This is a genomic window from Pseudoselenomonas ruminantium, from assembly GCF_900104055.1.
Classification (GTDB): Bacteria; Bacillota; Negativicutes; order Selenomonadales; family Selenomonadaceae; genus Selenomonas_A; species Selenomonas_A ruminantium_C.
The window spans coordinates 1-24,920 of record NZ_FNJQ01000040.1 but is presented as its reverse complement, the minus strand read 5'-3'; the positions used below and the strand labels follow the sequence as shown (position 1 = coordinate 24,920).

Annotated in this window: 29 protein-coding genes; 25 read left to right on the top strand and 4 right to left on the bottom strand. The window is 49.2% G+C overall.

Features of this window, described 5'->3' with window-relative positions; genetic code table 11:
• The first annotated feature begins 356 nt into the window (after positions 1 to 356).
• The 11 genes from BLQ59_RS13595 (at position 357) to BLQ59_RS13540 (ending at position 10,766) form a co-directional block, all read left to right on the top strand.
• Positions 357 to 1,016: an HAD family hydrolase gene (locus BLQ59_RS13595; protein WP_074573383.1), complete on the top strand. Its 660-nt coding sequence runs from the start codon at positions 357 to 359 to the stop codon at positions 1,014 to 1,016.
• 169 nt (positions 1,017 to 1,185) lie between these two features.
• The gene (locus BLQ59_RS13590) at positions 1,186 to 2,217 is read left to right on the top strand and encodes a FecCD family ABC transporter permease (RefSeq protein WP_074573382.1); all 1,032 of its coding nucleotides are present in this window, start codon (positions 1,186 to 1,188) and stop codon (positions 2,215 to 2,217) included.
• 11 nt (positions 2,218 to 2,228) lie between these two features.
• Positions 2,229 to 3,005 carry a heme ABC transporter ATP-binding protein gene (locus tag BLQ59_RS13585; RefSeq protein WP_074573384.1) on the top strand — a complete coding sequence of 259 codons (777 nt, stop codon included), beginning with the start codon at positions 2,229 to 2,231 and terminating at the stop codon, positions 3,003 to 3,005.
• A 71-nt stretch (positions 3,006 to 3,076) separates the two neighbouring features.
• The gene (locus tag BLQ59_RS13580) at positions 3,077 to 3,976 is read left to right on the top strand and encodes an ABC transporter substrate-binding protein (RefSeq protein ID WP_176756820.1); all 900 of its coding nucleotides are present in this window, start codon (positions 3,077 to 3,079) and stop codon (positions 3,974 to 3,976) included.
• 27 nt (positions 3,977 to 4,003) lie between these two features.
• Entirely contained in the window at positions 4,004 to 5,932 is a 1,929-nt protein-coding gene (locus tag BLQ59_RS13575; RefSeq protein WP_074573380.1) for a TonB-dependent receptor plug domain-containing protein, read from the top strand.
• 21 nt (positions 5,933 to 5,953) lie between these two features.
• Positions 5,954 to 6,619, top strand: a complete 666-nt coding sequence (locus BLQ59_RS13570; RefSeq protein ID WP_074573379.1) for a MotA/TolQ/ExbB proton channel family protein — start codon at positions 5,954 to 5,956, stop codon at positions 6,617 to 6,619.
• Positions 6,616 to 7,035, top strand: a complete 420-nt coding sequence (locus BLQ59_RS13565) for an ExbD/TolR family protein (protein ID WP_074573378.1) — start codon at positions 6,616 to 6,618, stop codon at positions 7,033 to 7,035. Before BLQ59_RS13570 ends, BLQ59_RS13565 begins: the two co-directional genes overlap by 4 nt.
• On the top strand, positions 7,025 to 7,804 hold the full coding sequence (locus BLQ59_RS13560) for a TonB family protein (RefSeq protein ID WP_074573377.1): 780 nt from the start codon (positions 7,025 to 7,027) through the stop codon (positions 7,802 to 7,804). The genes BLQ59_RS13565 and BLQ59_RS13560 overlap by 11 nt, the downstream gene beginning before the upstream one ends.
• Positions 7,805 to 7,928: 124 nt before the next feature.
• A complete protein-coding gene (gene rlmD, locus BLQ59_RS13555) occupies positions 7,929 to 9,302 on the top strand; it encodes a 23S rRNA (uracil(1939)-C(5))-methyltransferase RlmD (protein WP_074573376.1) in 1,374 nt (457 codons plus the stop codon).
• A 309-nt stretch (positions 9,303 to 9,611) separates the two neighbouring features.
• Entirely contained in the window at positions 9,612 to 10,268 is a 657-nt protein-coding gene (locus BLQ59_RS13545; RefSeq protein ID WP_074573375.1) for an alpha/beta hydrolase, read from the top strand.
• Between the two features lie 75 nt (positions 10,269 to 10,343).
• Complete coding sequence (locus BLQ59_RS13540) at positions 10,344 to 10,766, top strand: GNAT family N-acetyltransferase (RefSeq protein WP_074573374.1); 423 nt, start codon at positions 10,344 to 10,346, stop codon at positions 10,764 to 10,766.
• A gap of 11 nt (positions 10,767 to 10,777) precedes the next feature.
• Here the strand turns inward: BLQ59_RS13540 and BLQ59_RS13535 are convergent, their stop codons facing one another.
• Positions 10,778 to 11,707, bottom strand: a complete 930-nt coding sequence (locus tag BLQ59_RS13535) for an MBL fold metallo-hydrolase (protein WP_074573373.1) — start codon at positions 11,705 to 11,707, stop codon at positions 10,778 to 10,780.
• Between the two features lie 74 nt (positions 11,708 to 11,781).
• Positions 11,782 to 12,207 (bottom strand): MarR family winged helix-turn-helix transcriptional regulator, encoded by a 426-nt coding sequence (locus tag BLQ59_RS13530; protein ID WP_073091371.1) that lies wholly within the window; start codon positions 12,205 to 12,207, stop codon positions 11,782 to 11,784.
• Between the two features lie 193 nt (positions 12,208 to 12,400).
• Here BLQ59_RS13530 and BLQ59_RS16450 point away from each other — a divergent pair, with 193 nt between their 5' ends.
• Entirely contained in the window at positions 12,401 to 12,571 is a 171-nt protein-coding gene (locus BLQ59_RS16450; RefSeq protein WP_256324688.1) for a hypothetical protein, read from the top strand.
• Here BLQ59_RS16450 and BLQ59_RS16445 read toward each other — a convergent pair.
• Positions 12,537 to 12,740: a LysR family transcriptional regulator gene (locus BLQ59_RS16445; RefSeq protein WP_074573372.1), complete on the bottom strand. Its 204-nt coding sequence runs from the start codon at positions 12,738 to 12,740 to the stop codon at positions 12,537 to 12,539. The two genes, BLQ59_RS16450 and BLQ59_RS16445, sit on opposite strands and share 35 nt — an antisense overlap.
• Before the next feature lie 102 nt (positions 12,741 to 12,842).
• On the opposite strand from BLQ59_RS16445, the gene BLQ59_RS13520 reads away from it, so the two are divergent.
• Genes BLQ59_RS13520 through BLQ59_RS13510 form a run of 3 tightly spaced genes read left to right on the top strand, consistent with a single transcriptional unit; the run spans position 12,843 to position 14,538 of the window.
• Positions 12,843 to 13,049: a hypothetical protein gene (locus BLQ59_RS13520; RefSeq protein WP_074573371.1), complete on the top strand. Its 207-nt coding sequence runs from the start codon at positions 12,843 to 12,845 to the stop codon at positions 13,047 to 13,049.
• 15 nt (positions 13,050 to 13,064) lie between these two features.
• The gene (locus BLQ59_RS13515) at positions 13,065 to 13,376 is read left to right on the top strand and encodes a UxaA family hydrolase (protein WP_074573370.1); all 312 of its coding nucleotides are present in this window, start codon (positions 13,065 to 13,067) and stop codon (positions 13,374 to 13,376) included.
• Between the two features lies 1 nt (position 13,377).
• Positions 13,378 to 14,538, top strand: a complete 1,161-nt coding sequence (locus BLQ59_RS13510) for a UxaA family hydrolase (protein WP_074573369.1) — start codon at positions 13,378 to 13,380, stop codon at positions 14,536 to 14,538.
• A 38-nt stretch (positions 14,539 to 14,576) separates the two neighbouring features.
• Here the strand turns inward: BLQ59_RS13510 and BLQ59_RS13505 are convergent, their stop codons facing one another.
• On the bottom strand, positions 14,577 to 15,464 hold the full coding sequence (locus tag BLQ59_RS13505; RefSeq protein WP_073091351.1) for a LysR family transcriptional regulator: 888 nt from the start codon (positions 15,462 to 15,464) through the stop codon (positions 14,577 to 14,579).
• A 175-nt stretch (positions 15,465 to 15,639) separates the two neighbouring features.
• Here BLQ59_RS13505 and BLQ59_RS13500 point away from each other — a divergent pair, with 175 nt between their 5' ends.
• The 10 genes from BLQ59_RS13500 (at position 15,640) to BLQ59_RS13455 (ending at position 24,783) form a co-directional block, all read left to right on the top strand.
• Positions 15,640 to 16,068 carry a nuclear transport factor 2 family protein gene (locus BLQ59_RS13500; RefSeq protein WP_074573368.1) on the top strand — a complete coding sequence of 143 codons (429 nt, stop codon included), beginning with the start codon at positions 15,640 to 15,642 and terminating at the stop codon, positions 16,066 to 16,068.
• Between the two features lie 64 nt (positions 16,069 to 16,132).
• Positions 16,133 to 17,200: an alpha/beta hydrolase gene (locus BLQ59_RS13495; protein WP_256324687.1), complete on the top strand. Its 1,068-nt coding sequence runs from the start codon at positions 16,133 to 16,135 to the stop codon at positions 17,198 to 17,200.
• Between the two features lie 25 nt (positions 17,201 to 17,225).
• Positions 17,226 to 18,218 (top strand): aldo/keto reductase, encoded by a 993-nt coding sequence (locus tag BLQ59_RS13490; protein ID WP_074573367.1) that lies wholly within the window; start codon positions 17,226 to 17,228, stop codon positions 18,216 to 18,218.
• A gap of 277 nt (positions 18,219 to 18,495) precedes the next feature.
• Positions 18,496 to 19,275, top strand: coding sequence for a cyclophilin-like fold protein (locus BLQ59_RS13485; protein ID WP_176756818.1), 780 nt, complete (start codon positions 18,496 to 18,498; stop codon positions 19,273 to 19,275).
• Between the two features lie 95 nt (positions 19,276 to 19,370).
• Positions 19,371 to 20,255 (top strand): LysR family transcriptional regulator, encoded by an 885-nt coding sequence (locus BLQ59_RS13480; protein ID WP_081342586.1) that lies wholly within the window; start codon positions 19,371 to 19,373, stop codon positions 20,253 to 20,255.
• A 181-nt stretch (positions 20,256 to 20,436) separates the two neighbouring features.
• A complete protein-coding gene (locus BLQ59_RS13475) occupies positions 20,437 to 21,777 on the top strand; it encodes an MATE family efflux transporter (protein WP_256324686.1) in 1,341 nt (446 codons plus the stop codon).
• 16 nt (positions 21,778 to 21,793) lie between these two features.
• Positions 21,794 to 22,498, top strand: a complete 705-nt coding sequence (locus BLQ59_RS13470) for a flavodoxin (RefSeq protein WP_081342585.1) — start codon at positions 21,794 to 21,796, stop codon at positions 22,496 to 22,498.
• A 14-nt stretch (positions 22,499 to 22,512) separates the two neighbouring features.
• Entirely contained in the window at positions 22,513 to 23,031 is a 519-nt protein-coding gene (locus tag BLQ59_RS13465; RefSeq protein ID WP_073091361.1) for a flavodoxin, read from the top strand.
• An 18-nt stretch (positions 23,032 to 23,049) separates the two neighbouring features.
• The gene (locus BLQ59_RS13460) at positions 23,050 to 23,877 is read left to right on the top strand and encodes an SDR family oxidoreductase (protein ID WP_074573364.1); all 828 of its coding nucleotides are present in this window, start codon (positions 23,050 to 23,052) and stop codon (positions 23,875 to 23,877) included.
• 309 nt (positions 23,878 to 24,186) lie between these two features.
• Positions 24,187 to 24,783 (top strand): alpha/beta hydrolase, encoded by a 597-nt coding sequence (locus BLQ59_RS13455; protein ID WP_074573363.1) that lies wholly within the window; start codon positions 24,187 to 24,189, stop codon positions 24,781 to 24,783.
• The last annotated feature ends 137 nt before the right edge of the window (positions 24,784 to 24,920 follow it).

The following is a 24,920-nucleotide window of genomic DNA, read 5'->3' as shown; positions in this document are numbered from 1 at the left end:
CGCTTCTCCCGTAACAAGCACATCGATGTACTTGTGGCTTACAGCCGAGACTTAGCCATTTGACACAGATATACCTTTGGGTGGAGGCGGGGATGCTTATTCGCCGACGGAACGACTGCCTGAACGAAGTGAAGGCTGGCCCGCAAACAAACGTTGCTGGAATCTGAGCTGAACATACGCGCCGCCGGCCTGCCCGGCGCAGGTCGCTAGAAACTGCGTACTTCTGCTGGCGGGTCATTTAGTGAAGTGGCGAAGAAGTATCCCCACCTCCGCCCCACAAATCTGTAACCAATTGCGTTCAAGCACGCAACTACAAACTGCAATTTTACAGTCCCTATTTTTGAAAGGAGATTCCTATGCAATATAAAGCCGCTATTTTTGACCTGGATGGTACATTGATTGACTCTTTGGCCGATTTGGCCGACAGTGCCAATGAAATGCTCACAAGCTATGGCTATCCCACGCATGATATCGATAAATACCGTTACTTTGTGGGCAATGGTTCCCGTAAGCTTATTGAACGCTGCCTGCCTGCTGACAAAGCCGCAGATTCGGCTTTTGTGGATGAGGCTTTGGCGAAATACAAAGAATGCTATGACCGCAATCTTACCCATAAGACTGCGTGCTATGATGGTATTATGGACATGTTGCAGACCTTGCAGGCCAGGAATATCCCCTTGGGCATCTGCACCAATAAGCATCAGTCGGCAGCCGACATTATCGTGGCAAAATTATTTGCAAAAGACATGTTTGTGTCCGTTATTGGTGATTGCAAGGATTTGCCGCGCAAGCCTGACCCGAAAAAGGTGTTGCTGATTGCCGCTAAGATGGGCGTAAAGCCGGAAGAAGTTGCCTACTTTGGTGATACCAGCGTGGATATGGATACGGGCAATAATGCCGGAATGCTGCCTGTCGGTGTAACCTGGGGCTTCCGCCCCAAAGAAGAACTGGTCGAGCATGGTGCCAAGATACTCCTGAATAAGCCAATGGATTTATTCAGCAAGGTAGAGTTCTGAAAAAGAATATAGATTAAAGACCTCTTTGATACTGAAAAATGATATGATTTTTAGTATCAAAGAGGTCTTTTGTGTATAAAAATAAAATATACAATCAAATAGATGTTGACAGATTATTATTCTCAATATATAATGATTATCGCTACTAATCAATCATAAAAGAAAGGAAATGAGTGTATTGCCTTTGGTTTACTTGACTGCGGGGCTGGTCAGTATCTTTTTTACGATTTTGTTTGCCATATCGGTGGGGGTAGTGGATATTCCCTTAGCGGAGGTGATGGCGGTGCTGAGCGAACGCATCGGTTTGTCGGAAGGAATGACTATTTCATCAGCCCATAGAGATATTCTCTGGGAACTCCGTTTGCCACGGGTGCTGTTGGCCGGTTTTGCCGGGGCAGGATTGTCTCTATGTGGCATGGTCATGCAGGCATTAGTCCAAAATCCCTTGGCTGAACCGTATATTTTAGGCGTTGCCTCGGGGGCATCATTAGGCGCGGTAGCGGTTATCCTGCTGGGCGGAACGGCGTTTCTGGCGGGGACAGGTGTTCCATTGGGCGCTTTTATTGGTGCCGTGGCCGCCACGGGCTTTGTCCTGGCATTAGCTGGCAAGGAGCGCAGTGCTTCGGCTGTACGATTGATTTTGGCGGGAGCGGTGGTCAGCGCGCTATTTTCTGCACTGGCAAATTTGGTGGTTTATCTGGCAAATGATGCAGAAGGGATGCGCAGTGCTGCGTTTTGGACGATGGGGTCGCTGGCAGGTGCGCGTTGGGATACCATCTGGCTGCCAGGAGCAGCTGTGCTGGCAGGTGTCGTTTTCTTTGCCTTGCGGCTGCGGGAACTTAATGCCATGCTGCTAGGCGAGGAAACGGCAGTGACCTTGGGTGTGGATCTCCTTGGGGCACGGCGGAGATATTTGGCATTTACAGCCCTGCTTACGGGCATTATCGTTTCGGTTTGCGGGATATTTGGTTTCGTCGGCTTGATTATTCCCCATGCAGTGCGGGCGGTAGTGGGCTCTGACCATCGCCGGGTGCTGCCGGGCGTGCTGATTGTGGGAGCGATTTTTTTGATTTTGGCGGATGTGCTTTGCCGGGTACTGTTGCCCAGCGGTGATTTACCCATCGGAATTTTGACCGCGCTGGTTGGAGCACCGCTCTTTATGCGGCTGCTCTTTCGGACAGAGAATGGTCTGGGACGATGAAAGGGGCGTTTATGCAGGATTTAGAAGTGAAGAACCTTTCCTTTTCCTTGGGGAAAAGGGCGATATTGCAGGATATATCCCTGTCTGTAAAACGTGGAGAATTTGTGGGCATTATCGGGCCAAACGGCAGTGGAAAGTCAACTCTGCTGAAAACCATCTACCGTGTTTTGCAGCCGCAAGCTGGGGAGATATCGGTTTTGGGCAGGCGTTTGCAGGATATATCCTTGTCCGAGTCAGCCAGGTTGATGGCTGTGATGGGACAGTTCCATAAGGTCAATTTTGATTTTACGGTAGAGGATATGGTGATGATGGGCCGGATACCTCATCAGGGCATTAGCGGCAGGCTTTCTGCACGGGACAGGCAGGCGGTGGAACGCGCCTTGTCGCAGGCAGGGATAGAAAAATTGGCAAAGCGGCGATTTGCTGCATTGTCCGGTGGTGAGCAGCAGCGTGTAGTGCTCGCCAGGGCCTTGGCGCAGGAGCCACGCCTGTTGCTTTTGGATGAGCCAACCAATCACCTGGATATACGCTACCAAATGCAGATTATGGAGATTGCAGCAAGTCTTGGTGTCGGTGTGCTGGCAGTATTGCATGATTTGAATTTGGCGGCGATGTACTGTCAGCGGCTCTATGTGCTCAAGGCTGGTCGCTTGATGGCTGCGGGCACTCCCTGTGAGATACTGACCCCGAAACTGATTAACGATGTTTACGATGTGCACTGCGAGGTACTTACTGGCCGTGAGGGGCGTCCCGTTATCGTCTACGGGCGGGAGAAGATGGCCGTATGAAGCTCGTATTTTGGATTATGGCTCTGACTTGTTCTACTCTGCTGTTCGGCTGTAGTAGAGATTCAGAAAATATGACCGATAAACAATTTATACAAAATTTTGACGAAAATGGTCATAGCCGGCGTACCTTGATAAAGGGAATTCCTCAGCGTGTGCTGATTCTCTATCCCGGAGCCGCAGAGGCCATGCTGGAATTGGGGCTTGATGCGCATATCGGGCAGACGATTGCCGCTTATGGCAGTGAACCGGAGCATCTGGCTAAGCGCTTTGCAGCGCTGCCCAAGGTGCAGGCGGCGTTTATACCTGCGCAGGAAGAAGTGTTTGCCTTGCAGCCTGATCTCATCATCGGTTGGGCACATAATTTTTCGCCGATGGAATTGGGAGCACCACAAGGATGGCAGGAACATGGCATAGGTGCGTATATTGTTCCGGCGACAATCCCTCATGAACGGCCAACTCTGGAAAATTCTGTGTATCCGTTCATTGTGGATTTGGGGAAAATCTTTGCCGTGGAGGATAGGGCAGCTGATTATATTGCGGCTTGCCGTAAGCGTGAAGCTACAATAGCTGAATGCCTAAAAGAACGGGAGCGGGAAACAGCGATTGTCTTGCAGGAGCATGGCAGAAGTTCCTATTCCCTTTATGATGCGGGTTATCTGATAAACGATGTGCTGGATAAGGCCGGGCTGGATAATTTGGTCAGCATGAAGACGGCCTTTGTGGGGCCGGAGAGAATACTCGCCTATGACCCGGATTATCTGGTGTATGTTTCGCTACCGGGACCGGATGGGCAGGACCTTTCCGATGAGGAGGTTTGGGAGCAGGTAAAGAAAAATCGTGACCTGCAGCCGTTGCGGGCGGTACAGCAGGGACGTATCATCAACATTCCCTTTGCTGAGGTCAACAGTGGCAATGGACGCGCGTTGGATGCGCTATCCCGCCTGGCTAAGGGCAGGCTTAAACATAGATAATAAATACAAGAGAGGATTTAGGACTTAATGAAACAGTACAAGGAGCAAAAGATTTTGGCAGCTATGCTTTGTGGAGCATTGACTTTGAGTGGGGCAGAATATGCTGCCGCTGCGGAAAATGCAGCAGAGGATTTAGCCGTGGAGGAGTTCTCCCTGGATGATTATGTGGTAACGGCCAATCGCATGAAGGTGCGTTCGCAGGAAGTGGCAGCAGAGGTTACCGTGGTGACTTCTGAAGATTTGGCCAAGGGGAATTACACAACGGTAACCGATGCTTTGCGCGATAAGGGCATTAACGTCAAAACCAATACCACCGGCAGTTATGTGGAGCTTAATGGCGATAACCGCGTGCTGCTCATGGTGAATGGCCGGCGCACTAACTGGAACCATGGGCCGCTTATCAGCGGTGTCGATACCGGGCTGATGGATCTGGATACCTTTCAGGTAGAAAATATTGAGCGTATCGAAGTGGTGCGCGGCCCGAATTCTTCCCTGTATGGCAATGCGGCTATGGGCGGTGTGGTCAACATCATTACCAAGCGGCCCCAGCCGGGCATGCATGTAAAGGTGCGCGGGGAAGTGGGCACGCAGAAACAGCGGCGCGGTGCCCTGCGCGTGGAAGGCGGCGATGACAGTGTAACCTATGCACTTACGGTAAGCCGCGAAACTCGGGGCGATATCGAATACCGTTCCCCATCGAATGGGAATTTGTCCATTGCGGATACGGGCATGCACAGAACGAGTGAAGCCTTGACGTTGGATAAAAAATTCACCAATGGCGATTTACTCAGTTTTGACTTTACCAATACAGAAGCCAATAAAAGCATGGCGGCTAATGTAAAGGACGCTAATACGGCTCAGCCCACCTATCCAAATGCCCGTGGACGGGAGACTGTACGCACTTATGCATTGACCTATACCTGGGCCGCCAAAACGGAAAACGGGCCGCAGGATTATTTCCGGATTTATCATAATCAGGAAAAATTGGATGGTGCCTATGATGCATCTTTCCAAGATGATATGAAAGCCATGGGAGCTGAGTATCAGAAAAACTGGCTGCTCAGCGACAAGAATACGCTAATCAGCGGCGTATCCTTCCATCACGAAAATATACAGGAAGAAAATAATGGCAGCCTGGATCGTTCGGCCAATACGACCTCTTTATATCTGGAGGATAACTGGCGTATGGGGCGCGGCTGGTCACTGAATTTAGGCACCAGATGGGAAGATCATAGCGACTTTGGCGCAGACTTTACTTCGCATATTGGCCTGAATAAAGAACTTTCGGCGGCAACCAATGCCTTTGTATCTTGGGGACAGGCGGTAAACAATCCTACATTGAAAATGCGTTATGCCAATACGCAGTGGTGGGCAGGCAATGAGAATCTGCAGCAGGAGAAGTCCCAAACGGTAACGGCGGGCGTAAAATCAAAAATCTCTGCGAATACAGATGTGGATGCAACCTTCTATTACAGCAAAGTCAAAAACGCACTGGACTGGATATATACGGATAAAACCCGCTACTACAATGTAGCGCAGGAGACGCGGCGGGGTCTGGACCTCAATCTGCGTCATCGCTTCTCACCACAGTGGTCTGTGCGGTTGGGCTATTCCTATGCACAGGTGAAGGAAAGCGATAATACCTGGCATTATCTGTACCGCAAAAATAACCAGCCCAATCGCTATATTTTGGGCGTAAGTTATAAACAGGATAAATGGGATGGCGATTTGACTTTGCAGCATGTTGCAGGCAGGATAGTAGGCGATAATGCCTTCCTGAAAAGCCGCTATGCTACCTTGGATATGGTACTGAATTATCATTGTACGGATAAGACCAAGTTCTATATAAAGGGCTATAATTTGACCAACGAAAGTTATGAATCCATTGCAACTTGGTCCGGCTATTATATGGCACCGGGACGCAGTGTGATTTTAGGTGTACAGCATGAATTTTAAGGAAGAAATGTGAGGTTTAGTATGGATTATATTGTTACGGGAGTAGAATTTTTTCAAAAGGGCGGCGCAGTCATGTATGTACTGCTGCTCTGCTCTATGTTTGTAGTGGCGATTGGCATCGAACGTGCCCTGCATTTTTACCGCATGGATTCCGGGCGGGAGTTTGCGAAAATTTTTTATCAGCAGGTGGCTGCTGGTCAGTATGGGGAAGCCGCAGCTTTGCTGCAAAATGCCCGTGGTATTCTGGCTGAAATCATCATGAACGCAGTACAGAAGGAAACTCGGGAGCAGGCTGCCCATTATATGGAGCTGCAGTCCGGCATTGCCTTGTCTAGAATGCGCCAGCGGCTCTACTACCTCAGCGTGATTGTCACCATGGCACCGCTTTTAGGGCTGCTTGGTACCATCAGCGGCATGATTTCGTCCTTTAGTGTGTTCAATGTCGCATCCGGGCAGGCAACGGCCATCACGGGGGGCGTGGGCGAAGCCCTTATCGCTACGGCGATGGGGCTTTGCGTGGCGATTGCAGCGCTGGCAGTACATGCGTATTTCTCGCAGCGTCTGGAAAATATCATTACGGATATGGAACAGTGTTTCTCGCTGGTTGAAGAACATCTTGTTCGCCTGCATGAAGGTGCTGAACATGCAGCTGCCGGACAACGGGTCATGGAAGGCGGTACGCTATGAGACTGCGGGACAGGAAGGCCTTTGCCCGGCCGGAAGTCATGATTATCCCCATGATTGACATCATGTTTTTCCTGTTGGTGTTCTTCATGATGAGTACGCTTTATATGGTGAATATCAAAACGGTGGATGTGAATATGCCCAAAGCACAGAGCGCTGAAACCCAGATGAATGTAAATTATCTGGTTACCTTAAAGGCGGATGGTTCGCTGTGGCTGGAAGACCATCCCATTGCTGAAGATGACCTCTTGGCGCGGGCCAAGCAGGAATATAAGCGCAATCCGCGCTTTGCTGTGGTCGTAAGAGCCGACCAGGGCATGGACTACGGCATGGTGATTGGCTTGTTGGACAAATTGCGTGGTGCGGGAATTGCCCGCTTTGGCCTGGCTGCCGAGACAGGTGCTGCTCATGATGAATGAAAATAAGGATAAACTCTATGCCTGGGGCATTTCGGCGGCTGTGCATATTTTTCTGTTTGTGGTCGTGGCATTGACCGGTCTGTTTGCACAGGTATCTGCTGAACCGGAAAAGGTGCTGGATGTAGCGCTATATGATGTTGAACAGGCAGAAGCGGGCGGAGCAAGCGCAGGTGATACCAGCGATGCCGGGGCAGAAGCTACGGTCGAAGAGGTGTCTTATTCAGCCAGTACTGCGGCACCGGAGATTTCGGAAAACTATACGCGTCAGCCCGAAACGCAGCAGATGTACAAGGAGTCAAAACAGCGGGATAACGCAGAGAAAGGTGAAAATGCTGCGGTTCGTACTACAACTGGCGGCAACGGTCAGGGCAGTTCAGCGACTGGAGAAGGTGTCGTTAATAGTGGTAACGGCGGAGAAAAAGGCAATGGCCAAGGCGGAGAAGGAGGTTCAGGTCAAGGCAGCGGCGCCAAGGATAGCGCTGCTGCCCAGCGCCCAAAGACGCCGCCCCGTCTGCTCGCAGGGGCAAATCCGGCTTATCCGGAGGATTTACGTCGTCAGGGCATAGAGGGCGCAGTACGTGTTCGTGTCGTTGTGGGCAAAGACGGCAGCGTGGAAACCGCAAATGTGGCGGCGTCCTCCGGTTATCCTTCGATGGATGATGCGGCAGTAGCGGCCGCTTATCGCTATCGTTTTTCTCCAGCGCTCAATGTGTATGAAGAACCGGTAAGATGCGCAGTGAGTCAGACTGTGCAATTTCGTTTGCAATAAAATATTGGCCAAGTTGAACAGCATGGAGTCATTTCCATGCTGTTCTTGTATTTGCAGGGGAACGTATTTATGGTAGAATAGTAAATATTTGTTCTGTGTTTTATAGGTAAGGAAGGAAATAAAAGTGAGCAAAAAAGTTCCCGTCGAAAAAGGAAAAGCTTATGAAATCGCAATCAATACGCTGGGCACCAGCGGGGAAGGGGTAGGCCGCTACGAAGACTTTACGGTGTTCGTGCCCTATGCCTTGCCGGGGGAAAAGGTGCTGACGGTCATTGATGAGGTGAAGAAGACCTATGCCAAGGGGCATGTGAAGGAAATCCTGACCAAGAGTGCTGACCGCGTAGAGCCTGTTTGCGATATTTACGACAAGTGCGGTGGCTGCCAGCTGCAGCATCTCGACTATATGGCCCAGCTGCAGGCCAAGCGCCAGCAGGTCATCGATGCCGTAACCCGCATCGGCAAGCAGCCGGATTTACATGTGGAACCGACTATCGGTGCGGCAACGCCCTGGAACTACCGCAATAAGATGCAATTCCCCATTGGCCGCGACAAGGGCAAGACCATCATCGGCTGCTTTGCCCAGGGCAGCCATGAGATCATTGACACCACCGACTGCCATATCCAGAAGGAAGGCAACAACGAAGTGGTCAATGCCGTGAGGGAAATCGTCACCAAGCTGAATATCCCTGTCTACAACGAGGACAAGCATACGGGCGTGCTGCGCCATGTGGTGGGCCGCGTGGGTAGGAACGGCGATATCATGGTGGTCATCGTCACGGCGACCCAGACCATGCCCAAGGAAAAGGAATTCGTCAAAATGCTGCGGAGTAAACTTCCCAAGGTGGTCAGCGTCCATCAGAACATCCAGACCTACCATAACAACGTGATTATGGGGCGCGACACCAAGCTCCTTTGGGGCCGGCCGACCATTCAGGACAGCATTGGCCGCCTGAACTTCCATATCTCGCCGCGCTCCTTCTTCCAGGTCAATACGAGTCAGGCAGAAGTTCTCTACAACAAGGCGCTGGAATATGCCAACCTGAGCGGTCAGGAAACGGTTATTGACGCTTACTGTGGTACAGGCACGATTACGTTGTTTCTCGCGCAGAAAGCCCATAGCGTTATCGGTATCGAAATCGTCAAGCCAGCGATTCTTGATGCCCAGAAAAATGCCCGTGACAACAATGTGCGCAATGCTGAATTCATCGTCGGTGATGCCACAAAGGTCATGCCCCGCCTTTTCAAACAGGGCACTCGTGCTGATGTAGTCGTCGTAGATCCGCCGCGCGCAGGCTGTACGCCCACGGTTCTTGAAACCTTCGCCAACATGCAGCCGGAACGCATTGTCTACGTTTCCTGCAACCCCGCCAGCCTCGCCCGCGATATCGCCATCCTGGACGAACTGGGCTACAAGGCCGTAAAGGTACAGCCTGTGGATATGTTCCCCTGCACTTCGCATGTCGAGTGTGTGACGTTGCTACAACGGAAAGAATCGTGAAACCCTTTGAATTTACTTGCTTCTGGCCATATTTCGAGTTCAAGATAAAGCCTGATGGAAGCCGTGAAAAAGTGTATTTTTCGGGGTTCAAAGTGGAACTACGATTACATGTGGTTTGAGTAAACACATTAAAAATCAACGCACATGGCAAAAGCGGAAATGCTGAGGAAAGCAAACATTATGAGCCACTTTTTCCCCAGGACAATGTTAGCGGGTTGGATTATCAGACCTTTTCGCCCTGGGATACCGGTCGGGAAATGGAAAATGGTGAGCATTGGTTCCATACGGAGGAACAGATGGCTTTTCTTGATGGTTACATACGAATATGGTAATCCCCATGCGGTCATTACGCTCGTTCAGCCTGTGAATGACCATGATATAGCCGGTATGGATGCTGAAGTGGCAGAAATTCAAAGGCTGTCCGACAAAGACTTCTGCTTGTTGGCAGTTAAGGTGGATAGCTGGAATCATGACTTATCTCCGTGGCCGTCACCTGCGGTTTTTGGCAAGGATGATTTCGGTGATGGTGCAGGAGAACTGCTGACCGCAATCCTGAAGCTATGTCAGGATAAGAGCAAAATTTATTATCTGGGTGGATATTCACTGGCGGCACTGTTCGCCCTTTGGGCAGCTTACCAAACCAATAAATTCGCGGGTATTGCAGCTGCTTCACCATCCATCTGGTTTCCGGGATTTGTAGACTACATGAAAAGCAATGCAATTCAATGCCCAAACGTATATCTCAGCCTTGGCGATAAAGAAGAAAAGACTAAGAATGCGGTTATGGCTAGTGTGGGCGATTGCATCCGGGATGGCTGCGCATGGCTGAAGGAGCAGGGGCTTAACTGTACGCTGGCATGGAATACAGGCGGGCATTTTAAGGAGCCGGAGATTCGGATAGCGAGAGCCTTTGCGTGGCTTCTAAGTTCAGCCGCGTTAAAGGCGGACAAAAACAGCCATGGCTAGGGCAAAGTGACAAGGAAATTTATTATATCACTTTTGCTTAAAGCGTAATGGCTGTGAAAGGAGACAATATTTGATATGACAGAGGTTGTAGTAACCAATTTGCTTCATCCGGATGCTATGCTGGTTCGTCAGGAAGTGTTCGTTGAAGAGCAAGGTTTCCATGATGAGTTCGACGATATTGATGAAATCGCAGATCACTATCTGCTGTATGTAGATGGTGAAATTGCCGGATGCTGCCGTGTTTTCCCGTCAAAAGATAACGGCAAGTACACTTTAGGTAGATTAGCCATTCGAAAGAAATATCGCGGCCAATCATATGGCAGTCTCATTATGCGTAAGGTGGAAGCGTGGATAAAAAAGAACAGCATTCCGGCTTTGGAACTATCGGCACAGGTAAGGGTACGACCTTTCTATGAAGCATTAGGTTATATTGCTAGTGGTGACGAATACCTCGATGAGGGATGCCCGCATATTCATATGGAAAAAGCTTTTATCTAATGGCAGGCGTATCACTGTTGGTATTTTTTAATGGCCTCCTGTGCCATTTTCCGGAAGACATCTTCATACTTACGGTATTTTTTCTGACCGATAACAAAGGGATGGGGCTGGCCAGGGCGGCGGTGTTTGAGTTTTTCCAGACGGGGAAAGGTATCGTCTACCCAGCCATGGGCGCTCATTTCTACATCAACCTGGAAATCAGCGGTGTATTTGGCGAAGTAGTTTACTGCGCTTAGATAGAGGTAATTCATTTCCAGATTGGCTGGTGTGCCGGTGCCGCCCCAAATGGCCACATGATGTTTTTCGCCATGATCGGTGACTGGGACAATCATGGACAGGCAGCCCGGGGTATGACCGGGGGTGAGTACGAGGAAAATATTTGTGTCGCCTAAGGTTATGGTCTGACGGTCATTCAGCTCGATGTCAATATGGGGACGTACGCCGGAAAAAGCGTTTTTGGTGGGAATTACCGAATACCAGTTGCTGTCAATGATATTAATGCCGATTTTTGCCTGCGGCGCATATTTATCCTTGAAGAACTGGGCACCACCATAGTGGTCGCTGTGGCCGTGGGTAAGGAGAATATAGCGGGTGTCGGCAGGGGATAAGCCTAGCTTTTTCATGCTGGCGGCGGCATAGTCTGCATCCTGTTCATCCCAGCCGGAGTCAATCATGATAAGACCTTCACTAGTGCGCACAACAAATTGAGCTACGGAGATGGAGCCAATGTAGAAAAGGTTGTCAAAGACTTGCGCGGGTTCGATGGGCGTGCGGTCAAATAAATAGTGCATGGCTGTTTCACCGGTAGCTTCCTCCGGCGAATGGGGATATTCTGTGGATGCAGCGAATGCCTGTGGATCACCCAATAACAAGCCGGCGGTTAGAGCCAGACTGCCTTTGAGAAAGTTTTTTCTGGAAATAGGTGAATAGAAATTCATCATTAGATGCCTCCTGATATTAGTATGTTAACATACTAATACAATAGTACGTTGACATACTATTGTCAAGAAAAAAATCACAGCTTAGCCGTGATTTTTTCTTCCAGTCTAGTGAGGGTTTTTGTAAAGCTGGTTAATTCTTCGTCTGTAAGCCCGGATTCGGTTTCCCGCATAAAGTCATAGTCAAGTTTTGCCAGTTCCTTGGTGAGAAAGATCCCAGCGGGGGTGGCTTGCAGCTTATAGAACCGTTTATCGCTGTCATCTTTTTGACGGGTCAATAATTCTTTTTTTATCAGTCTGTCCACCAAAGCCTTGGTGCTGTTCTTGTCTTTTTCCAAGCGCTCAGCTAATTCTTGTTGAGAAAGGTTTTTCTCCTTGCTGACAATTTGCAGCACCACCCATTGTTCCGGGGTGATGTTATAATCGGCTAATACTTTTGTCATGAACTGATGAATCTTGCGAGCTGTGCGGCAAATGATATAGCCGGTGGTTTCTTGTAGCATAACAGTCTCCTCATTAGATAACTGAAATCATTATAGCATATTTTGACCAGTCATTTTAGGTGTTTTATGATTAGGATGGCTTTTCGATTAATAGAATTTTTCCTCTACTGATTCACACTATTGTTATGCCCGTTTCAATTGTCATAAGGCAGACCTCCTCATATTCTGCGATAATTTATGGTGTACCGTTCATATGTTCAGGAGCGTCGGCAAATTTACGCCGGACGAAGTCGATAAGACAGCGTTCGTCCGCGTAGATTTGCCGGCCCTTTTTGGTGACGATAAATCCTTTTTGAGCAAGTCCCTCAATGGGAATGGCGATAAGATTACTATCCTGCAAAATGCCATTGCCCGTCAGCGGTGAGCTGAATATTGCGCCCTACATGACGGAACAGGTTCAGGCCGGTTTCCGTTTCGAGGTTCTTCATGGACAGGCTCAGAGTGGATTGGGACATATGCAGGCTGGCGGCCGCTTTAGTAACATTTTCCTGACGGCAAACTTCGGCGAAGTATTGCATTTGCTGGATATTCATGGCAGTACCTTCCTTTCTGATAGTTCCATCATAGTGAAATCAATCGGTTTTTTCAATAGATAAATCGATTATAAGTGTTTTTTATTTGGGGCGGAATAGGCTATGATGAAGACAGAAAAAAACAGTGTGAAGCGGGAGGTAATGACGATGAAAAAGGCAATGAAAATTCTGGTGGAAAAGATGATGGCAAGAACGCATAAGGCTGTAAAAATTTATCAACTGGAATTGCGGAAAAAGCAGGACATGACTCCGGCGCGGTGGAATATGCTCTATGGGAAATATCTGCCAGATATGGATGAAGCTATTTGACGAAAGGAGAGCGCTATGGAAAAGAAAGCGATTCTGCTGGACGAGAAGGACAATGTAGCCACCTGTACCAGCGAAGCACAACCTGAGGACATGGTTATCTGTCACGGTGGCGGCAGTGCCCAGGTTAAGGCTGTCGAAACGATTCCCATTTGGCACAAGATTGCCTTAAAACTTATCGCCAAGGGTGAGATGGTCTATAAGTACGGGGAAATCATCGGCGAAACCTTGCAGGATATTCCGCAGGGCGGCTGGGTATCGCATGAGAATATCCGCAGCATTCCTAGGGATTATGCCAGTGAGTATGCAATGGGCAAGGAGGACAAATGATATGGAATTTTACGGTTACAGACGCAAAGAAGGCCGCCCCGGCATCCGCAATCATATTTTGATTCTGCCCGCTTGTGCCTGCGGCAGTGAATCCTGCCGAATTGTGGCAAGTCAGGTGCGGGGCGCGGTGAATATCGTCTTTAACACCGGCTGCAGTGATGTGGCGGCCAATACGGAAATGAGTCAGAAGGTGCTTACGGGCTTTGCCCTGAATCCTAATGTCTACGGCGTAGTTATCATCGGCCTGGGCTGTGAAACCGTACCCCATGCCAAGCTGCGGGAAAAGATACAGGCAAGATGTTCCAAGCCGGTAGTTTCCTTTGGCATACAGGAAGAAGGCGGCACCTTAAAGACCATTGTAAAAGCTGTGCGGGCTGCCCGGGAAATGGCGGCTGAAGCCGGGCTGCAACAAAAAGAAAAATTCCCCATCAGCGAGTTGCTGTTGGGGATAGAATGTGGCGGCAGCGATGCTACCTCTGGGATTGCCTCCAATCCTGCGGTGGGCAATCTTAGCGATAGGCTCGTAGATTTGGGTGCGTCCGCCATGATGAGTGAGTCCATTGAGTGGATTGGCGGCGAACATGTGCTGGCCCGTCGGGGCGCCACACCGGAAATCCACGACCAGATTATCCGGGTGTGCGAGGACTATGAAAAACATTTGCTGGCTGCAGGGCAGGATTGCCGGGCCGGACAGCCGACACCGGGCAACAAAGCAGGCGGCTTATCCACGATTGATGAAAAGAGTCTTGGCTGTATCCGCAAAGGCGGCACCCGTCCCATCGTGGAGGTGCTGGAACAGGCGCAGCCGCCTACGAAGCGCGGAGCCATCGTCATGGATACGGCAGGATATGATATTTCGTCTGTAACATCCATGGCGGCCGCCGGCTGTCAGATCATCATCTTCACTACGGGCAGGGGAACGCCTACGGGCAATGCCATTGTGCCGGTGCTGAAAGTGACCGCCAATGAATATACCTATAGCTGGATGGAAGATAATATGGACGTGGATTTATCGGGCATTATCCGAGGGGAGCAGACCATTGAGGAAAGCGGCGGTATGCTGCTGGAAAAGCTTCACGAGATTGCAAATGGCAAGCTCACCAAAGCGGAAGCTTATGGTTTTTCGGATATTGCGGTTGACCATGTGTGCAGATTTGTGTAATTGACATAAGGATGAAGCGTATAGAAAATATTATGCTGTCAGACCTTGAAATCCGGCTGGTCACGGTAGAAGTGCTGCAAAAGCTCAATAAAGGCGTGCAGGGATTGGCGCTTGTCATTTTTATGCGTGTAAACGCCACAGGGAATGACGACATCGCTGTCAAAGTCGAGCCAGGCAAATTCGCCGTTATGGTCATTTAAGAAACCCGGTGCCAGACATACCCCCTTGTGGGCAGCCACATTGGTGAGTGTGTTGTCGTGGTCAGGGCTGTTAAAATAATCCACATGAATTTCACTAATCATACGTTGCTGCAAAGCACGCAGAGCGGGCGGGGAGCCGCCGCCTACCATAAGTGTACGACCTTTTAAGTCGCTGGGCGTAACCAGCGGCTTTTTTGTCAGGGCATCATTTTTCTCGGTAATCAGGTAGATGTGACTGTCAAACAGATGGTGACAGGTCACATCCGGTACGCGCTTCATCGTGTATTCCATGGCAAAGGTCACGTCCTGTTCGCCCTGCAGAAAGGATTCCTGTCCGTGCTGCCAGTCAAAACTGGGAATGACATTGACCGTCGGAAAACTGCGGCTGAATTGCGCAATGACCTGTGGCAGAAAGTAGATGGCGGAACGAATCGGCAGCGTTATGCGAATGCTTTCGGCGTATTTGGCGCTGAAATTCTGCCCCTGCTCAATGGCCTCCTTCAGCTGTCCGTAAAGCGTGCGCAAGGTGCCGACAAATTGTGCTCCTGCCGGTGTGAGCATAGCCCCTTTGCCGGAGCGTTCAAAGAGGGCAAAACCAATCTCGTTTTCCACAGCCTTTATCTGATAGGTCAGTGTGGGCTGTGAGATAAAGAGATTTTCGGCTGCGCGGTTGAAATTCAGCACCTGCGCTAGTTCCAGTATATATTCCATTTGCTTGGTATTCATTGGTGAGGCCTCCTTTGTTTCTATTTGCAGTATAGCGGCTGGCTATCGAAAATGCAACGATTATAATAGAAAAATTAAATTAATAATCTAAACTTACAATTGGATATTCTGATATAACATCGCTATAATGAAATCAACAAAAGGAAATGCAGATACGTTGAAAGGGGAATGTCAAATGTCACTGGAGATTTTAGAAGCAAAAGAAGCGATTCGCGAGGTTATTGATGGTTTTGCCAATCTGGAGTGCAATGTGCCGGCGCAGATGGTTTATTTTACCGAAGATGTTCATGTCATGGTCTATATGGGCGATAAGCTCACGATGAATATTCATGGACGTGATACGCTGGAAAAACAGTTCAGCGCCTTTACCGGCGGCATCAAAGCATCGCATCATCAAAATGGTCAGCAGGTCATTACGTTAGATGGCGATACGGCCACGGACGTGCATTACTGCCGCGCGGCCCTTGTGATGGAAGAAAACGGTCATACTGTGGTGTCGGACAATTACATCCGCTATACGGATAAGCTCGTAAAACAGGACGGCAAGTGGCTCATTAAGGAACGTGAGCAGCACTTTGTCATCACAAAGAAACAGGACTTATAAGAGGCTGGAGAGATAGAAAATGTACTTGAAAAAAAGGATATATCGTAGCATTCTTACGGCAAGTGTGCTGTTGTCACTTAATATTGGTTTTGTATCTGCTACGCCAATTACCATCGAGGAGCAAGGTTCATTTACGGTGGGCGGCAGTTATAAACAGCATGCAGGAAAATTCACGCAGGAGAATTTTGTTGCAGAAGATGGGCAGAGAGCTTATGGCGATTTTGCTTATGTGGAGTATCAAAAGCCCGTCAAAGCCAAAAAACTGCCGTTGATTTTTCAGCATGGTGGTGCTCAGTCAAAACGTACATGGGAATCCGGCCCGGATGGACGGGAAGGGTTCAATACGATGTTTTTGCGAGCCGGTTATTCCGTATATCTGGTAGACCAGCCCCGTAGTGGCGAAGCCAATCTTTCCACGGAGGCAGTAACGCCGGACACACCTTGGGCAAGTAATCCCATGTATGGAGATAAAACACTATATGTGCTTTCGCGTATTGGCCATTATGATGAGAAAGGCAACCCGGTTCCTAATGCCCAGTTCCCGGAAGGCGAAGAAAATTATCAGGCTTTCCAGCAGAGCTGGACGATTGGTTCTGGCCCCTTGGACAACGACCTCAATGCTGATGTACTGGCTAAACTTTTTAATCGCCAGAAGGATGGGGCGGTGTTGGTTTCTCATTCTATGGGCGGAACAATTGGCTGGCGTACAGCTATTCGTACAGATAAAGTGAAGGCTATTATTGCCTATGAGCCGGGAGGAACGCCCTTTGTGTTCCCGGAATCTGAAATGCCCACATTAACTGCCGCACGTTTTAAGGCGCTCTCTGCTTCGGCAATGGGGGTTCCCATGGAGGATTTTCTGAAACTCACCAGAATTCCCATCGTGCTGTATTATGGAGATTATATAAAAATCGGTTCGGAAAATGTTGGCGAGGATAAGTGGGGAACTGAGTATGCGATGGCACAACAGTTTGTCGCGGCTATAAATCGTCACGGTGGTGATGCGACTTTGGTACATCTGCCGGATATCGGTATCAAGGGAAATTCGCATTTCCTGATGCAGGAGAAGAACAACAAGCAGATCATGGAACTGGCGCTCAAATGGCTGGACGAAAAAGGTCTGTCAAAATAAGCAGCACTGAGAGGAGAATGTGAACATGGAATATGTAAAATTTGGCAATACAGGCATGGATGTTTCCCGCATTTGCCTGGGGATGATGAGTTTTGGCAAGCCGGGCAAGGAGAATGGTGTATTTCCTTGGGCCAAGGACTATGAAGAGGGCAAGGAAATCTTCAAGAAGGCCATTGACCTCGGAATCAATTATTTCGATACGGCCAACGTCTATCAAATGGGCAGCAGTGAGGAAATCACAGGCCATTATATCCGTGAATTCGGCCTGAACCGTGATGAGATTGTCGTGGCCACGAAGGTAAATTTCGAGATGCGTCCTGGACGCCCCAATGGCGGCGGCCTTTCCCGCAAGAATATCATGGCAGAGATTGACCACAGCCTTCAGCGTCTCGGTCTTGATTATGTAGATGTCTACCAGATTCATAGACTTGACACCAATACCCCTATGGAAGAAATCATGGAAGCTCTGCATGATGTGGTGAAGAGCGGCAAAGCACGTTATATTGGCGCTTCTACTATATTTGCCTGGCAGCTGGAGCGCCTCCAGAATATTGCCAGGGAGCATAACTGGACGCAGTTTGCTTCCCTGCAGCCGCAGTACAACCTGATCTATCGGGAAGAGGAACGGGAAATCCTGCCCCTTTGCCAGGACCGCAAGCTGGCAGTCGTACCATGGAGTCCGCAGGCAGGTGGCCGGACGGCTCATCCTTGGGGAACTGTTACGGCACGCAATGTCATCGATGAAGTTTCACCCATGGTATGGGGTGAAACAGACGCGCAGGATAAGGTTGTCGTTGATAATCTGGAGAAGATTGCGGCAGAGCACGGTCGTACCATGGCACAGGAATCCTTGGCATGGATGCTCAGCAAACCATACATTACGGCGCCCATCGTTGGCACCACCAGCGTACAGCACGTAGAAGAAGCGGTATCTGCATTGGATATCAAGTTGGACGAAGAAGAAATCAAGGCGCTGGAAGCTCCTTACGTACCACATATCAAGACTGGTCTCTATTGATTAAGCCATGGGAAAGCACCGCGATTTTGAAGTCGCGGTGTTTTCTATAAGAAATCCTTATGGATTTCCTCAGAACGCAGATTGATAGCATTAACTGTGAAGTATAGAATAAAGGTAGAACAAGACAATTCTCTTCCGGACGTTGGATTCCGTGACAGAGTAAAGGAGAGGTAGTAATATTATGTTTACAAAGAAAAAGAAATATGGAATCTTCTTGATTGTATCTCTTTTTATTCTGACTGGATGTGGAGCAATGGAAGGGAAAACTGCTGGAGACGTGGAAAAAAAGACTCAGGTTCTTGCAGAGGGAACGGGACGTATTCCCATTGTAATGACGGCAGGAAATGTAAGGGTTGAAGGTGTACTGGATGACAGTGAGACTTCCAGGGAGTTTCTGGCGCGGCTGCCGTTGACCATTTCACTGAAGCGTTCCGATGATCGGGAATATTATACACATATCCCAGCTTTGAGTGATAAGGGAAATGCTATCGAAGATTATGAAAATGGTGATATTACCTTTTATACCGGCGGACCGTCCTTGGCGATTTTCTTCGATAAGGCAGGGTTTTCTCATCAAGGAAATCTGATTCGTATGGGCAGGATTACCTCAGACTTGCATCTGTTTGATAAGCTGGGAGATTCTATTGAAATGAGGATCGAACGAAAGGAACCGCAAATGGAACATGATGTAGAGACGATGAAAGCAATGTACCGCACCATGTATGGGTATATGCTCTATGAGACACGCAATATTGCGGGAATCGGAGAGATGATCGATGATGGTTTTACACTTACCCATATGACCGGTATGGTGCAGCCCAAGGACGAATATATTGCCTGCATTGCCGATGGACGGTTGAGCTATTTCTCACAGGATACCGAACAGATTGATGTGCAGCTGGTGGATGAGACTCATGCAATCCTGACCGGTCAAACACGGGTGGAAGCAGAAGTATTTGGAGGCAGCCGCCATACCTGGCCTTTGCAGTTGAAATTTGATATGGAAAAGAAGAATGGGCAGTGGTTGATGATGCGGGCTGTGGCTTCGACTTATTGATTTTAGTAGACTTTAGCAGATTTATATAGAGGCAAGGATAAAAGCTGGGGAGACAGAATATCTGACACAATGCCAAACGGAGGAGGATCGTAATCATGTTAAAGCAGATGCGCTATTTTCAGGCGGTAGTGCGGTATAAGAATTTCAGCGAGGCCGCGGAGGCCTGTTATATATCCCAGTCAGCCATATCCCAGCAGATACAGGCTCTCGAAAAAGAATTGGGTGTGCAACTACTGATACGGGAGAAGCGGAAGTTTTCGCTGACGCCTGCCGGGGAATATTTTTACAAGCAGAGCATTGTCCTCTTGCATGATGCAGATAAGCTGGTGGAAAAAACCCGCCAGCTTGCCAGCGGCGGGCAGATCGTGTTGAAGCTTGGCTATCCCAAGCAGTATCGGGGCAGTGAATTGCAGCAGGTGTTGCCTGTCTTTCAGGAGAAATATCCTCAGGTTGCGCTGCATTTGGTCAGTGGCACCCATGAGGAGCTTTACGACAGACTGCGGACAGACAGGCTGGACATTGCTATCAATGATCTGCGCCGCAAGCCCTCGGAACACTATGTGAACTATTTTCTCGCTACGGAGCAGGTCTATGCAGAACTGTCGGCGGCAAATCCCCTGACAGCTTTGGAACAGATTGACACGGACGACCTGAAAAGCCTGCCCTGCATACTGGTTTCCTCCCCAGAGCAAAGGGAAAATGACGAAGCCTTTTATCGTGAATACTTCGGCGTTCAGGGAGATTTCCTGCTGGCCGAAAGTCAGGAACAGGCCCGGCTCTATGTGCTGTCAGGCCAGGGATTCTATCTGGAAACCAGACGCAAGGTACAGGTCGGCCGGGTGGGAGACATACGCTATATCCCCTTGCAGCATGAAGGGCGGCTGGTAACGCAGGATTATTATATCTTTTGGAAAGCTAACCGCGAGGAAGCTTATTTGGAGGATTTTGCCGCCATGCTGGAAAGCATGTTTATGGTTTGAATTTATCTGGATGGTAATGGGAGTCACTGTTTGGTCAGTGGCTCCTTTATTAGTTTTTCTAATGGATATGGGGCGATATCGAGATTGTTTAGATTCTAGGAAAAGATAAAATAGAAATAGAAATTGAATTGATAAGGAAGTGGTACAGAAAATGTTGTTTTTTAAGCGCAGAGATATGGATATGCTGAACGGATCAATTGCCGATAAATTTCTGATCTTTGCCTTGCCTTTGGCATTCACGGGCATGCTGGAGCAGCTTTTCAATACGGCTGACACTATGGTTTTGGGGCGGTTTGTGGGCAAGAGTGCCATGGCGGCGGTGGGGAATAATGCGATGCCCATCAGTCTGCTGGTCATGTTGCTTTTGGGCTTGTCGCTGGGGGGGAATGTGGTTATTGCCCAGCGTATCGGCGCTGGTAATGAGAAGCGGGCCAGCCGGGCTGTGCATACGGCGATTATCATGTCCCTGTTCATGGGGGCAATCCTTCTCGCAGCCGGTGAGGCTCTTACCGGGCTGATCATGAATATGCTGGGAGTGCCGGCAGAGATTCTGCCCATGGCGGAGCTTTATCTGCGGATTTACTTCTTGGGGCTGCCGGCGCTGGCCATCTATAATTTTGAGTCGGCTATCTTTCGTAGCAACGGTGACAGTCATACACCCTTGTACAGTCTTATGGTCGCAGCTCTTTTGAATATCGTCCTCAATCTGCTGACCGTAGTGGTCTTTGACTGGGGCGTGGCGGGAGTTGTCGGTGCTACTGTGATTGCCAACTATGTGAATGCGGCTATCCTGTGGCGCAAATTGCGGCACAGTGAGAGCTATATCCGCCTGGAATACCGAAAACTGCGTTATGCGGCCAAGGAATTGAAGGAAATCATTCGTATTGGTTTACCTGCTGGGGTTCAGGGAATGATCTTTTGTCTGTCCAATCTGGTGGTGCAAAGTGCCATCAACAGTCTGGGGGCAGATGTGATGGCGGCCTCGGCGGCGGCATTTGCCATTGAGATCAATGTCTACTGCTTCCTAAGTGCTATCGGTCAGGCCACTACGACCTTTATCGGGCAGAATTTTGGGGCCAAAAATATTGAGCGTTGCTTTCAGATTACGAAAATTGCCCTGCTTAGCGAATTGGCGGTTATGCTATTTTTAGGTGGATTGACCACATTGTTTGCCAAACCACTGCTGGGAATTTTTATACAGGATGCGTGGATTATTGAACTGGGTGTGATCCGCATCGTCTATGTGACGTTGCTGCAATTCCTGAACGGGGTGACAGAGGTCTTGTCGGGCACTATGCGTGGCTATGGCTATTCCACACCGCCAGCCATGATTGCTCTGGTGACCATCTGCGGAACGCGGATTATCTGGGTGTATACGGTATTTGCCGCAGCCCCTGCGTTTAGTACGCTGCTGCTGACGTATCCCGCCAGCTGGGCCATTACCGGTGCTATCCTGTTCGTGGTGTATATGCGCTATCGCCGCAGGTTGTTGTCAAGATTTGTCACGCCTGTGATAGCTTAATGAGAGGAGAATTGGAATGATGAAACGCAGGGATTTTATTCGCATGGCAGGGCTGGGCATCCTGGGACTGGCTTTTGTCGGCTGTGGCGAGGAAACAAAGCCGGTCGCCTCGACACCTGTCCCTTCTGCCGGCGGTGTAGCGGCAGGGATAACTCCTTCTGCTGAGGCTGCTGCCCACAATGGTGGCAAAAAAATCCTGGTGACCTATTTTTCCCGCAAGGGAGATAATTACGAGGTCGGCTATATCGAAAAGGGCAATACCCACATTGTGGCAGATATCATTGCACAGGAACTAGGCGGCGTGGATATCTTTGAAATAAAAACGGTCAAGGAGTATCCTGCCGATTATCGGGAATGCACCGAGGAGGCTAAGGCGGAAAAAGCCCGGGACGCACGACCGGAACTTGCGGCTATGGTAAAGGACTTTGCTCAGTATGATACGGTTTTCCTGGGATATCCCATTTGGTGGAGCGACCTGCCCATGCCGGTGTATACATTCCTGGAAAGCTATGACTGGCAGGGGAAAACGGTTATTCCCTTCTGCACCTCGGCAGGTGATAACATGACCGGCTTGGAAGACAGGGGAATCCCCCGCTATGCCAAAGGAGCAAAAATAAAGGGCGAGGGCCTGGGGCTGCGGGGGAAATCCGTGCAGGATAATCCAGAGGCGGCACGCACGAAGGTCAGAGCGTGGTTAAAGAAATTAGGCTATCAGCAGTAAAGGAGCTGGCGAAAATGGCAAAGACACTTGTAATCTATTATTCCCGGAAGGGACAAAATTATGTAAACGGCAGTATTGAGGACTTGCCCAAAGGCAATACGGAAATTGTGGCTGAGTTTATCCAGAAGGCGGTCGGGGCAGACCTCTTTGAAGTGGTGACGAAGAAGGCCTATGCTGTTGACTATACTCAGTGCACAGTAGAGGCCAAGGAAGAACTGCGGAAGAGTGCCCGTCCGGAACTTGTGGAAATGTTATCGTCAGTGGCAGCATACGATAATATCGTGGTGGCTGGCCCTTGCTGGTGGGGCACCTATCCGGTGGCGGTATTCACTCAGCTTGAAGCATTGGATTTCACCGGGAAAAAGGTCTTCCCCTTGATGACACATGAGGGCAGCGGGCTTGCCGGAGCACCAACGGCTTTGAAAAAATACTGTCAGGGCGCAACGGTTGGTGAAGGGCTGGCTATTCATGGTGCAGATGCCGCCAGTTCCGAAGCTGAGGTAGCTGCCTGGGCTAAGAAAAATCTTGTTTAAGGAAAGGTTGCAGAGAAAATGAGCAAAGATGTTATGGTGGTCACCGGGGCTGGCCAGATTTCCATGGCCATTGCCCGTCGCATGGGCTATGGCAAGAAGATTATTCTTGGGGATAAAAACGAAAAGAATGCACTGGCAGTGGCTCAAATTATGAACCAGGCAGGCTTTGACGTGGAGCCGTTTGTGATGGATATGTCTTCGCGAACTTCCATTCAGGCTATGGTGCAAAAAGCAACGGAATATGGTGAAGTGAAGTATTTGATTTGTGGCGCAGGTGTTTCGCCGTCACAGGCACCGATTGAAGTGATCTTGCAGGTTGACCTCTATGGAACGGCAGTATTGATGGAAGAAGTCGGCAAAGTTATTGCTAAGGGCGGTGCAGGCGTAATTATCTCCAGCCAGTCCGGTCATCGTCTGCCGGCACTTACGCCGGAGCAGGACAGGGCACTGGCGATGACGCCGACAGAGGAACTGTTGAAACTTGACTTTTTACAGCCGGAAAAGATAAAGGATACCCTGCATGCCTATCAGCTGGCCAAACGCTGTAATGAAAAACGTACGATGTATGAAGCTGTCCGCTGGGGCGAACGGGGTGCAAGGATAAATGATATTGCGCCTGGAATTATCGTTACACCTTTGGCCATAGATGAATTTAATGGACCGCGTGGTGATTTTTACAAGAATATGTTTGCCAAATGCCCGGCAGGCCGCCCAGGCACTGCTGATGAAGTAGCTGATGTAGCAGAGCTTTTGATGAGCGAACGGGCGCAGTTTATCACGGGTTCAACATTTTTGGTAGATGGCGGTGCAACAGCCGCTTATTACTATGGGCCGTTGCAGCCATAAAAATTGAGTATAAAAAGTCTCCGTAAATTAATATACTATCGAATCAAAAGGTCTTCTATGATAAAATATTAACAAATCATAGAAGACCTTTTATTATGGTAAGATAGGAAAAGAGATTCACAAAGTAGAAGAACGATGTTCCCAATGGAATCATGGGCAAGGAAGGGCCTTGCTATGTAAGAAGGTAAGTAAGGGGCAATGAGGGAGTATTATTAATAAGACGGCTGGATGGTATGAGCTGGCAGATGGAGAAATGCCAAGCTTTGTACGGGTACAGCCCAAGAAATGGTGTTTGTGTGGAGGTCGAACATGCAGATTTTGTATATACATGGCAAAGGTGGAAATGCTGAGGAAAGCAAACATTATGAGCCGCTTTTTCCCCAGGATAAGGTTAGCGGGCTGGATTATCAGACCTTTTCGCCCTGGGATACCGGCCGGGAAATTCGGACTGCTGTTGAGCAGCTGGCAGAAAAGCATGAGAAGATTATCCTGATTGCCAACAGTATTGGTGCTTTTTTCAGCATGAATGCGGGAATAGACGGGCTAATTCAGAAGGCCTATTTTATTTCGCCCATTGTGGATATGGAAAAATTGATTTTGGATATGATGAGATGGGCCAATGTGACGGAGGTGGAACTGGAAGCTCAAGGCGTAATTCATACCGAATTCGGTGAGGATTTATCGTGGGAATATCTGAACTACGTCAGGAGTCATCCTATCAAATGGAATGTGCCGACTCAGATTTTGTACGGCGAAAAAGACCAACTGACATCGCTGGCAACGATGAAGGATTTTGTCGAAAAGCATCATGCAGGGCTGACGGTCATGGAAAATGGTGAGCATTGGTTCCATACGGAGGAACAGATGGCTTTTCTTGATGATTGGATTTTCGTCACAAAATTCTAGGAGGCTGCTTGATGGTTACATACGAATATGGTAATCCCCATGCGGTCATTACGCTCGTTCAGCCTGTGGATGACCATGATATAGCCGGTATGGATGCTGAAGTGGCAGAAATTCAAAGGCTGTCCGACAAAGACTTC